This window comes from Cupriavidus sp. 01L43, assembly GCF_056399925.1.
The window spans coordinates 788,573-795,163 of record NZ_JBFTSH010000002.1; the positions used below are offsets into that span (position 1 = coordinate 788,573).

Sequence of the window (6,591 nt, forward strand, 5' to 3'; positions counted from 1 at the left end):
GGGATTTTCTTTTGGCCTATAGTTACCCATATGGCTAACTATCAAGCGACAGTCAGCGAGGTATTTCACGCGCTCGCCGACCCCACCCGCTGTGCGATTGTCAGCGCACTGGGCGGCGGCGCGCAGTCGGTGTCCACGCTGGCGGCGCCGTTCGACATGGCGCTGCCGTCGTTCATGAAGCACCTGACCGTGCTCGAGCGTAGCGGCCTGATCCGCACGCACAAGCTCGGGCGCACCCGCACGTGTGAGTTGTTGCCGGAGCGGCTCTCGCAGGCTGAGCAGTGGATCGCCGAGCAGCGCGCCGTCTGGGAGGCCAGGTCCGATCGCATGGCCCAATTCGTCGAACRTCTACATCAGGAGGAGCAAGCCCATGTCAAACAGCCCAGCCGACAACGCTGAATCCCGCGACCTCGTCATCTCCCGCGTGCTGCGCGCGCCGCGCTCGGCACTGTGGCGCGCCTGGTCGGATCCGGCATTGCTCAAGGAATGGTGGTGCCCCAAGCCCTGGACGACCGAGGTGCTGGCCTTCGACCTCCAGCCCGGCGGCGCCTTCCATACCATCATGCGCGGCCCCGACGGTGGCGTGAGCGACAACCCTGGCAGCTTTCTCGAAGTGGTGCCGCAATCGCGCCTTGTCATGACGTCGATGCTGACGGGCGGCTGGCGTCCGGCCAAGCCGTGGCTCGGCTTCACGGCCATCATCACCATGGCCGACGAAGGCACGGGCAGCCGCTACACCGCCACGGTGATGCACCCCGATGACGAAACGCGGGACCAGCACGAGAAGCTGGGCTTCTTCGACGGCTGGAACACCTGCATCACCCAGCTCGACGACTTCGCGCTGAACTTGCGCTAGATAGAAAAAGGCCCCGGCAAACGCGCGGGGCCTTTACTCGTACGAGAAACGCGGGACCGATCAGGCCGGGAATACGCCGGTCGACAGGTAGCGGTCACCACGGTCGCAGACCACGAACACGATCGTCGCGTTTTCCACTTCCTCGGCCACGCGCAGCGCCACGCACAGCGCGCCGGCGGCGGAAATGCCGCAGAAGATGCCTTCCTCGCGCGCCATGCGGCGGGCCATGTGCTCGGCGTCGGCCTGCGACACCGGCTCCTGGCGGTCCACGTACTTCGGATCGTAGATCTTCGGCAGGTAGGCTTCCGGCCACTTGCGGATGCCGGGGATGCGCGAGCCTTCGGCCGGCTGCGCGCCGACGATCTGAATCGCCGGGTTCTTTTCCTTGAGGAAGCGCGAGACGCCGGTAATCGTGCCCGTGGTGCCCATGGCGGACACAAAGTGCGTGATACGGCCCTCGGTTTCCGCCCAGAGTTCCGGGCCCGTGGTCTCGTAGTGCGCCAGCGGATTGTCCGGATTGGCGAACTGGTCGAGGATCACGCCCTTGCCTTCGCGCTCCATGGCTTCGGCGAGGTCACGCGCGTACTCCATGCCGCCCTTGACCGGCGTGAGGATAATCTCCGCGCCATAGGCCGACATGCTCTGCCGGCGCTCGAGGCTCAGGTCCTCCGGCATGATCAACACCATGCGGTAGCCGCGGATGGCCGCAGCCATGGCCAGCGCGATGCCGGTATTGCCCGAGGTCGCCTCGATCAGCGTGTCGCCCGGCTTGATGCGGCCGCGCGCCTCGGCACCACGGATCATCGACAGCGCGGGACGGTCCTTGACGGAACCGGCCGGGTTATTGCCTTCGAGCTTGCCGAGAATCACATTGCCGCGCGCCTCGATGGCGGCGCCGGGGATGCGCTGGAGTCTGACCAGCGGCGTATTGCCGATGGTGTCTTCGATCGTCTTGTAGGCCATGGTGCAGGGGAATGTCGCGGGAGGGGGTGTCGCCAATGTCTTTGTTGTCGCGGGTCATTGTAATGCACCCACCTTACCCGCACCGGCAGGGCGGGCATTCCCCCACCCCAGCCGGCCCCGCCATGCCGCCGAATCAGTGCGGCAGCGCGGTTTCTTCGTCGCGGCCCTTGCCCAGCAGGTGATACAGCAGGATGGCGCCGAACGTGGCCGTGCCGATGCCACCGAGCGTCATGCCACCGAGCTTCAGCGTCAGGTCACCAGCGGCCACGGTCAGCGTGGCCCCCACCGTGATCAGGTTGCGCGAGCTGGAGAAATCCACGCCGTTCTGCACCCAGATCCGCCCGGCCGTGGCCGAGATCAGGCCAAACACGACGATGGTCAGGCCGCCGATGACCGGGCCCGGAATCGTCAGGATCAGCGCGCCGAACTTCGGCGAGAAGCCGAGCAGAATGGCCACCGCCGCCGCTACCACGAAGATCAGCGTCGAGTAGATGCGCGTCACCGCCATCACACCCATGTTCTCCGCGTACGTGGTCACGCCCGTGCCGCCGCCCGAGGCGGACAGCATCGTGGCCACGCCATCGCCGATGAACGCGCGACCGATATACGGGTCCAGGTTGCGGCCCGTCATCACGCCGATGGCCTTGATGTGGCCGAGGTTCTCCGCCACAAGCACGATCGCCACCGGGGCGATCAGCAGCATCGCGCTCGGCTCGAACACCGGCGCCGTGAACGCGGGCAGGCCGAACCAGCCGGCCGCAATCACGCCTGAGAAGTCGATGGCCTTGCCCATGCCCATCACATTGGTGGCGATGTAATACGCGAGGTAGCCAGCCAGCCCACCCAGCAGCACCGGCAGGCGCCCCACCATGCCCGGCGCGCGCACGGCGATCAGGCCCACGGCCAGCACGGTCAGCAGCCCGATCCAGGTATCGAGCGGCGCGGCGCTGACGGCCTTGACGGCCACCGGCGCCAGGTTCAGGCCAATCGCTGCAACGATGGCGCCGGTCACCACCGGCGGCATCAGCTTCTCCACCCAGGCGTAGCCGACCGCCTGCACGATCAGGCCGATCAATGTGTAGACCGCCCCCGCCGCGATGATGCCGCCGAGCGCCACCGGGATATTCAGGTTCGGCCCGCTGCCGGCATAGCCGGTGGCCGCGATGACCACGGCGATGAACGCGAAGCTCGATCCCAGATAGCTCGGCACGCGCCCGCGTACGAACAGGAAGAAAATCAGCGTGCCGATGCCCGAGAACAGGATGGCGATATTCGGATTGAAGCCCATCAGGATCGGCGCGATGGCCGTGGAGCCGAACATCGCCACCACGTGCTGGATGCCCGCCAGAATCGTCTGCCCCGCGGGCAGCCGCTCGTCCGGGCCGATCACGCCCGATGTCTTCAGCCGCCATTTCGGCAGGAAGCCCGTGTCCTCGCCATTCGCCATGTTGTTTTCTCCCTGTTATCGACGTCGCGCATGATACTCCGCGCCGCCCTGGCCGCGAAGCGACCGGGCCGGCGCCGGCCGACAAGGAAGCACAACGCATACCAGCCCCGGGCTGTTGACGCCCCGGGCCTGGTCTGCCGCATGGCGTCAGCGGGCCGCCTTCTGCGTCGATGGTGCCGCGCTGGCCTTTGCCTTGGGATCCTTGCGAGGGGGCGGCGCAGCCTTGCCGAACGTCAGCCCGGCGGCCTCGAGGTTGGCCACCGACTTCGGCCCCACGCCGGGCACCCGGTCCGCGAGGTCGCCGGCATCCTTGAAGGCGCCATGCTTCTCGCGCTCATCGAGGATCCGCTTGGCGGTAGCCGGCCCGATGCCCTTCACGCCGGTCAGCGCGGCTTCGTCCGCCACGTTGACGTCCACGTTGGCATAGGCCGCGCCGCCGAACGCGAGCGACACCAGCAGCGCCACGAACATCCGGCGCATGCACTGGATCAGGGAAACATCGAAGGGATTGCGCATCAGAAAACTCCTTTCCTTATTGGACTCAAGGCTCCGTGCCGGGATGGCGACGGAGCCTTGTCAGGATAGGAGCGGGTGACGGCCAGACGCGTAGTCGGCCACAATCGTTCACAACATCCGCGCGGATGTGTGGCCAACTGCAACGAGGATGTTGCAATCGGCGGTCGGAAACATCCGAAACGGTCAGCCGTTACGCTCGAGCAGCCACTTGCAGTAGCGCGAGACGCCTTCCTGCACCGTGAGGAACGGGGCGGTATAGCCTGCCGACCGCAGGCGCGACACGTCGGACTGCGTGAAGCACTGGTACTTGCCGCGCAGCGCGTCGGGGAATTTCACGTATTCGACCAGCCCTTCCTGCACCATCTCCTCCAGCGAGAGCGGCGGCTTGTCCTCGATCTCGCGCAGCGTGTTGACCACGCTGGCGGCGATGTCGTTGAACGGCTGCGAGCGGCCGGTGCCAAGGTTGAAGATGCCGGACTTTTCCGGATGATCAAGGAAGTACAGGTTGACCTTGACCACGTCCTCCACGGACACGAAGTCGCGGCTCTGCGTACCCGGCGCGTAGCCGTTGTACTCGCCGAACAGCTTCACCGAGCCCTCGGCGCGGAACTGGTTGAAGTGGTGGAACGCCACCGAGGCCATGCGGCCCTTGTGGTACTCGCGCGGGCCGTACACGTTGAAGTAGCGGAAGCCGACGATCTGCGAGTGGGCCGCCGGCAGCCGGCGCCGCACCACCTGGTCGAACAGGAACTTCGAATAGCCGTACACGTTCAGCGGGCGCTCGTACTCGCGGTCCTCGCGGAACATCGTCGACGCCCCGTAGGTGGCCGCCGAAGAGGCGTAGAGGAACTGCGTGCCCTGCTCCAGGCAGGCTTCCATCAGCGCCAGCGTGTAGCGGTAGTTGTTCTCCATCATGTAGCGGCCGTCGGTCTCCATGGTGTCGGAGCACGCGCCCTCGTGGAACACCGCGCGGACCTTGCCGAAGTCCCCCCGCGCAAAGCGCTGGACGAATTCCGACTTGTCGAGGTAGTCGGCGATCTCGCAGTCCACGAGGTTGCCGAACTTCTCGGCGCGGGTCAGGTTGTCGACCGCGACAATATTGGTCTCGCCGCGCTCGTTCAAGCCCTTGACGAGGTTGCTGCCGATAAAGCCGGCGGCGCCGGTCACGATGATGGTCATGGTAGTTTCAGACTCGAATTTCGGACTTTTACGACACGCGCCTCAGGCGCCGAACAGTTCGGGATACGTGACAACGGCGGTACCCAGCTTGCCGACCACGATGGCGCCGGCCCGGTTGGCGTGCTGCACGGCTTCCTTGAGCGGCACGCCGGCACCGATCATCGTGGCCAGCGTGGCGATCACGGTATCGCCGGCCCCCGATACATCATAGACTTCGCGCGCCTGGGCCGAGACATGAAGCACCTCGGCCTCGGTGTAGAGCGTCATGCCCTCCTCCGAGCGCGTCAGCAGCAGCGCTTCAAGCTGGAGCGAGCGGCGCAGGTTCTGGGCGCGGATGGTCAGGTCCGCCTCGGTCTTCCAGGCGCCCACCACGGCACGCATCTCGGCACGGTTCGGCGTGATCAGCGTGGCACCCCGGTAGCGCGAGTAGTCGTCGCCCTTGGGGTCCACCAGCACGGTGCGGCCGGCCGCGCGGCCCGCCTCCACCATGCGGCCGACGTGCGCCAGACCGCCCTTGCCGTAGTCGGACAAGACCAGCACCTGATAGTCGGCCACCAGGGTATTGAAGCGGTCCTGTACCGAAGCCAGCACTTCGTTGGCCGGCGCGCTCTCGAAATCGACGCGCAGCAACTGCTGCTGATGGGCCAGCACGCGCAGCTTGATCGTCGTATTGAGGGTGGGATCGCGTTGCAGGTAGGGCTGCACGTGGCTCTCGGCCAGCAGCGCCTCGAGCGTGCGGCCCGGCTCGTCATCGCCGATCACGCCGAGCATGCCTACCCGGGCGCCCAGCGCCGCGGCATTGCGGGCCACGTTGGCGGCGCCGCCCAGGCGCTCGTCACTGCGCTTCACCTGCACCACGGGCACCGGCGCCTCCGGGGAAATGCGCTCCACGTCGCCAAACCAGTAACGGTCCAGCATCATGTCGCCCACCACCAGCACCTGCGATTGTCGAATCTGGTCCTGCGAAATCTGATTCTTGCTCATAGGGTCTCAGCGCATCGAGGCAGAGCGCCCGATCGCGTGGTATTCGATGCCGGCTGTCGCCATGGCATCGGGTTCGTAGAGATTGCGGCCGTCGATAATGACCGGGGTCTTCAGCTTGGCGCGGATGGCACTGAAATCCGGGCTCCGGAAGACCTTCCACTCGGTCACGATCACGAGCGCGTCGGCGTCCTCGAGGACATCCATCTGCGCCTCGCAGAAGTGTACTCGCCCCGCGCCGCCTTCGATGTCCGCAAGATCCGTCTCGATCACACGGCGCGCCTCGGCCATCGCCACCGGGTCGTGCACGCGCAGCGCGGCGCCGCGCGACACCAGCTCGCGCGCCAGCACCCGCGAGGGCGCTTCCCGCATGTCATCGGTATTCGGCTTGAAGGCGAGGCCCCAGATTGCGAAGGTCTTGCCGGTCAGGTCTTCGCCGAAGCGCTTGATGACCTTGTTGGCCAAGACCTGCTTCTGGGCATCGTTGACGGCCTCCACGGCCTCCAGCACCCGCATCGGCTTGCCGTACGAGGTGGCCGTGCGCATCAGCGCCTGCACGTCCTTCGGGAAGCACGAGCCGCCGTAGCCGGCGCCGGCGTACAGGAAGCTGTAGCCGATGCGCGGGTCGGAGCCGATGCCGAGTCGGACC

The 6,591-nt window shown here is 66.3% G+C and carries 8 protein-coding genes; 2 read left to right on the forward strand and 6 right to left on the reverse strand.

Annotated features, from left to right (window positions below):
• Window positions 1-30: 30 nt before the first annotated feature.
• Window positions 31-399, forward strand: coding sequence for an ArsR/SmtB family transcription factor (locus tag AC1DP9_RS06825; protein ID WP_477106903.1), 369 nt, complete (start codon window positions 31-33; stop codon window positions 397-399).
• Window positions 371-856 (forward strand): SRPBCC family protein, encoded by a 486-nt coding sequence (locus tag AC1DP9_RS06830; RefSeq protein ID WP_441593608.1) that lies wholly within the window; start codon window positions 371-373, stop codon window positions 854-856. Before AC1DP9_RS06825 ends, AC1DP9_RS06830 begins: the two co-directional genes overlap by 29 nt.
• 60 nt (window positions 857-916) lie before the next feature.
• Here the strand turns inward: AC1DP9_RS06830 and cysM are convergent, their stop codons facing one another.
• The 6 genes from cysM to AC1DP9_RS06860 form a co-directional block, all read right to left on the reverse strand.
• Complete coding sequence (cysM, locus tag AC1DP9_RS06835) at window positions 917-1,819, reverse strand: cysteine synthase CysM (protein WP_092302019.1); 903 nt, start codon at window positions 1,817-1,819, stop codon at window positions 917-919.
• 133 nt (window positions 1,820-1,952) lie between these two features.
• Window positions 1,953-3,266: a solute carrier family 23 protein gene (locus AC1DP9_RS06840; RefSeq protein ID WP_441593607.1), complete on the reverse strand. Its 1,314-nt coding sequence runs from the start codon at window positions 3,264-3,266 to the stop codon at window positions 1,953-1,955.
• 147 nt (window positions 3,267-3,413) lie between these two features.
• The gene (locus AC1DP9_RS06845) at window positions 3,414-3,782 is read right to left on the reverse strand and encodes a ComEA family DNA-binding protein (protein WP_092302013.1); all 369 of its coding nucleotides are present in this window, start codon (window positions 3,780-3,782) and stop codon (window positions 3,414-3,416) included.
• Between the two features lie 183 nt (window positions 3,783-3,965).
• Entirely contained in the window at window positions 3,966-4,961 is a 996-nt protein-coding gene (rfaD, locus tag AC1DP9_RS06850; protein ID WP_092302010.1) for an ADP-glyceromanno-heptose 6-epimerase, read from the reverse strand.
• 42 nt (window positions 4,962-5,003) lie between these two features.
• Window positions 5,004-5,945: a D-glycero-beta-D-manno-heptose-7-phosphate kinase gene (rfaE1, locus tag AC1DP9_RS06855; RefSeq protein ID WP_477106904.1), complete on the reverse strand. Its 942-nt coding sequence runs from the start codon at window positions 5,943-5,945 to the stop codon at window positions 5,004-5,006.
• Window positions 5,946-5,951: 6 nt separating this feature from the next.
• The coding region (locus AC1DP9_RS06860) for a UDP binding domain-containing protein (RefSeq protein ID WP_477106905.1) at window positions 5,952-6,591 on the reverse strand (640 nt) is incomplete at its 5' end.

Coding starts and splice junctions, on each gene's coding strand:
- rfaD (WP_092302010.1), bottom strand. CDS start 4,961: ATGACCATCATCGTGACCGGCGCCGCCGGCTTTATCGGCAGCAACCTC.
- AC1DP9_RS06830 (WP_441593608.1), top strand. CDS start 371: ATGTCAAACAGCCCAGCCGACAACGCTGAATCCCGCGACCTCGTCATC.
- rfaE1 (WP_477106904.1), bottom strand. CDS start 5,945: ATGAGCAAGAATCAGATTTCGCAGGACCAGATTCGACAATCGCAGGTG.
- cysM (WP_092302019.1), bottom strand. CDS start 1,819: ATGGCCTACAAGACGATCGAAGACACCATCGGCAATACGCCGCTGGTC.
- AC1DP9_RS06840 (WP_441593607.1), bottom strand. CDS start 3,266: ATGGCGAATGGCGAGGACACGGGCTTCCTGCCGAAATGGCGGCTGAAG.
- AC1DP9_RS06845 (WP_092302013.1), bottom strand. CDS start 3,782: ATGCGCAATCCCTTCGATGTTTCCCTGATCCAGTGCATGCGCCGGATG.